Raw genomic sequence first — 3,819 nt, forward strand, 5'->3', positions numbered from 1 at the left:
GGAACGGATGGGGCGGGCTTACTTCTTGGCGGGTGCGCTGCCGGTGGCGGGCTTGCTGGCCGCGGGCGCCGGGTTGATGCCCAGCTGCTTGGCCACGCTGGTGCGCAGCGCGTTGAACTTGCCTTCCAGGCCGGGGCCCACTTCCGCCATCAGCTTCTGGCCCAGCGCGGACTGCATGTCGCCGCCCATCTGCACGTACTTCTTGTTGACGGGCGAGTCCAGGATGGCGACGAGCTGGCGCAGCTCATCCTCGGTGAAGCGCTCGTCGAGCATGGTGCCAATGGTGGTCGGGGCCAGCTTCAGCGCTGCATTGCGCAGCACCGGCGTGTTTTCCTCGACGAACTTCTTGATGTCGGCTTCGATCGCCTTGGCGGTGGCCTCGCGCTTTTCGGGCGCGACCTGGGTCTGCAGCGCGGTACCGGCTCCCTGCATCAGGTTGCCAATGGGTTGCTGCAGCACGCCGCGGGCCAGGCCCTCGATGGCGGGCTGCTGCAACTGCAGCACCTTGGCGATCAGCTCCTTCTTGGCGGGCGAGCTGGCCGGGGTCGATGCCGATTGGGCAAGGGCAGGCACGGCGCAAGCGGCGATGACGGCGGCGGCGCAAATCTTCAACAGCGAGGTGTTCAAACTCATTCCTTGTTAGCGTCGTCGGCGTTTAGATCGCCTTCCGCGGGGTTGTCGGTGCCGGCTTCCGCCGCACCATCGATGGCGCCTTCGTTCGCATCGTTCTCGACGATGCGCTGCAGGCCGGAGAGCTTGGAACCATCGTCCAGCGCGATCAGGGTCACGCCCTGGGTGGCGCGGCCGAGTTCGCGAATCTCGCTCACCCGGGTGCGCACCAGCACGCCCTTGTCGGTGATCAGCATGATCTCGTCTTCCGGGCGCACCAGGGTCGCGGCCACCACGCGGCCGTTGCGCTCGCTCTGCTGGATCGCGATCATGCCCTTGGTGCCGCGGCCGTGGCGGGTGTACTCGATGATGGAGGTGCGCTTGCCGTAGCCGTTCTCGGTGGCGGTAAGCACGCTCTGCGTCTCGTCCTCGGCCACCAGCATGGCGATCAGGCGCTGCTCGGGTTCCAGCATCATGCCGCGCACGCCGCGCGCCTGGCGGCCCATCGGGCGCACATCGTCTTCGTCGAAGCGCACCGCCTTGCCGCCATCGCTGAACAGCATCACGTCGTGCTTGCCGTCGGTCAGCGCTGCGCCGATGAGGAAGTCGCCCTCATCCAGGTCCACCGAAATAATGCCGGCCTTGCGCGGGTTGCTGAAGTCCTTCAGCGAGGTCTTCTTCACCGTGCCCAGCGCCGTGGCCATGAAGATGTAGTGATCTTCCGGGAAGGTGCGGAACTCGCCGGTGAGCGGCAGCACCACGGTGATCTTCTCCTCGGCCTGCAGCGGGAACATGTTCACGATGGGCTTGCCGCGCGAGTTGCGCGAGCCCTGCGGCACTTCCCAGACCTTGAGCCAGTAGACGCGGCCGCGGTTGCTGAAGCACAGGATCCAGTCGTGCGTGTTGGCGATGAAGAGCTGGTCGATCCAGTCGTCGTCCTTGGTGGCGGCGGCCTGCTTGCCGCGGCCACCTCGGCGCTGCGCGCGGTACTCGCTCAGCGCCTGGCTCTTGATGTAGCCGGTGTGCGAGAGCGTCACCACCATGTCGGTGGGCGTGATCAGGTCTTCGGTGCCCAGCTCCTGGGCGTTGTGCTCGATGACGCTGCGGCGCGCACCCACCTTGGTCTGGCCGAACTCCTGCTTCACCTGCACCAGCTCTTCGCTGATGATGGTGGTGACGCGCGCCGGCGTGGCCAGGATGTCGAGCAGATCGGCGATCTGCGCCATCACGTCCTTGTACTCGCCGACGATCTTGTCCTGCTCCAGGCCGGTCAGGCGCTGCAAGCGCATCTGCAGAATTTCGCTGGCCTGGTCGTCGGAGAGACGGTACAGGCCGTCTTCCTGCATGCCATACATGGCGGGCAGGCCCTCGGGGCGGAAGGCCGTGCGGCCGCCGGGCGTGGCCTCTTCGGCGCGCACCAGCATCTCGCGCACCAGCGAGGAATCCCAGCTCTTGGCCATCAGCGCGGCCTTGGCCACCGGCGGCGTGGGCGAGTTCTTGATGGTGGCGATGAACTCGTCGATATTGGCCAGCGCGACGGCCAGACCTTCCAGCACATGGCCGCGCTCGCGTGCCTTGCGCAGCTCGAAGATGGTGCGGCGGGTCACCACCTCGCGGCGGTGCTCCAGGAACACCGTGATCAGGTCCTTCAGATTGCACAGCTTGGGCTGACCGTCGATCAGCGCCACCATATTCATGCCGAAGGTGTCTTGCAGCTGGGTCTGCTTGTACAGATTGTTCAGCACCACCTCGGGCACTTCGCCGCGCTTGAGCTCGATCACCACGCGCATGCCGGACTTGTCGCTCTCGTCCTGGATATGGCTGATGCCTTCGATCTTCTTCTCGTGCACCAGTTCGGCAATGCGCTCCAGCAGCGTCTTCTTGTTGACCTGGTAGGGGATCTCGTCAACGATGATGGCCTGGCGCTGGCCGCGGTCGATGTCCTCGAAATGCACCTTGGCGCGCATCACCACCTTGCCGCGTCCGGTGCGATAGCCGTCGCGCACGCCCGAGAGGCCGTAGATGATGCCGGCGGTGGGGAAATCGGGCGCCGGAATGATCTCCATCAGCTCGTCGATCGAGGCCTCCGGATTGCGCAGCGCATGCAGGCAGGCGTCCACCACTTCGTTGAGGTTGTGCGGCGGGATATTGGTGGCCATGCCCACCGCGATACCCGAGGCGCCGTTCACCAGCAGATTGGGCAGGCGCGTCGGCAATACCAGCGGCTCCTTTTCGGAGCCGTCGTAGTTGGGCCCGAAATCAACCGTTTCCTTCTCGATATCGGCCAGCATTTCGTGGGCGATCTTGTCGAGACGGATTTCGGTGTAACGCATGGCGGCGGCGTTGTCGCCGTCCACCGAGCCGAAATTGCCCTGGCCGTCCACCAACATATGGCGCAGCGAGAAGTCCTGCGCCATGCGCACGATGGTGTCGTACACCGCGGTGTCGCCGTGCGGGTGGTACTTACCGATCACGTCGCCGACGATACGGGCCGACTTCTTGTAAGCGCGGTTCCAATCGTTGTTGAGCTCGTGCATCGCGAACAGCACCCGGCGGTGCACCGGCTTCAGGCCGTCGCGAGCATCGGGGAGGGCGCGGCCGACGATCACGCTCATCGCGTAATCGAGGTACGAACGCCGCATCTCCTCCTCAAGGCTGATGGGCAGTGTTTCCTTGGCGAACTGGGTCATGCGCGGGCGCGGCTGCGGCTCGGGAGAGCGTGCCGTCATCATTTAGGACAGGAAGCGGGATTCTAATTGCTCGGCCATGTAGTACTTGCGCAACATTGATTGAGAGTGGTGCGTCCAGCGCCGCCAGAATAGAGCTGTCCCATCACCCTATGGCACAATCATTTGGTCCCTAGGAGAAACCCGCGCATGCGGTTTTTTCCTTAGGTTTTAGTTCCAGTTCTGGACATTTCGCAGGGCAACTGCGGCTTTCCTTGGAAGGAGAATCATGAAGAAATTGAACCGAGTGGCGACGCTGGTGTCCGTGGCCGCAATCGCTGCTGTGGCCTCGTCGGGCGCTTTCGCCCAGACCGTGGACAACTGGCGTGCCACCGACGGCACCGTCTGGAAGAACGGCACCAACGAACTGTGCTGGCGCGATTCCAACTGGACGCCTGCGACGGCTGCCAAGGATTGCGACGGCGCGCTGAAGCCCGCCCCCAAGGTCGAGGCACCGAAGCCCGTGGCTCCGCCGCCCCCGGTG

The 3,819-nt window shown here is 64.6% G+C and carries 2 protein-coding genes and 1 pseudogene; 1 reads left to right on the forward strand and 2 read right to left on the reverse strand.

What is annotated here, in order from left to right; all coding sequences use genetic code 11:
- Positions 1 to 18: 18 nt before the first annotated feature.
- Both AC3WQY_RS24495 and gyrA read right to left on the reverse strand, forming a co-directional pair.
- Entirely contained in the window at positions 19 to 633 is a 615-nt protein-coding gene (locus tag AC3WQY_RS24495) for a DUF2059 domain-containing protein (protein WP_285231828.1), read from the reverse strand.
- A complete protein-coding gene (gyrA, locus tag AC3WQY_RS24500) occupies positions 630 to 3,299 on the reverse strand; it encodes a DNA gyrase subunit A (protein WP_285235625.1) in 2,670 nt (889 codons plus the stop codon). Before gyrA ends, AC3WQY_RS24495 begins: the two co-directional genes overlap by 4 nt.
- 265 nt (positions 3,300 to 3,564) lie before the next feature.
- Here gyrA and AC3WQY_RS24505 point away from each other — a divergent pair.
- Positions 3,565 to 3,819, forward strand: a pseudogene (locus AC3WQY_RS24505) (outer membrane protein OmpA); the annotation flags it as partial.

The organism is Roseateles sp. FW301-B2, from assembly GCF_058788955.1.

Bases quoted from the DNA above. Each gene is read 5' to 3' on its own strand.
- AC3WQY_RS24495 (WP_285231828.1), bottom strand. From the start codon at position 633: ATGAGTTTGAACACCTCGCTGTTGAAGATTTGCGCCGCCGCCGTCATC.
- gyrA (WP_285235625.1), bottom strand. From the start codon at position 3,299: ATGACCCAGTTCGCCAAGGAAACACTGCCCATCAGCCTTGAGGAGGAG.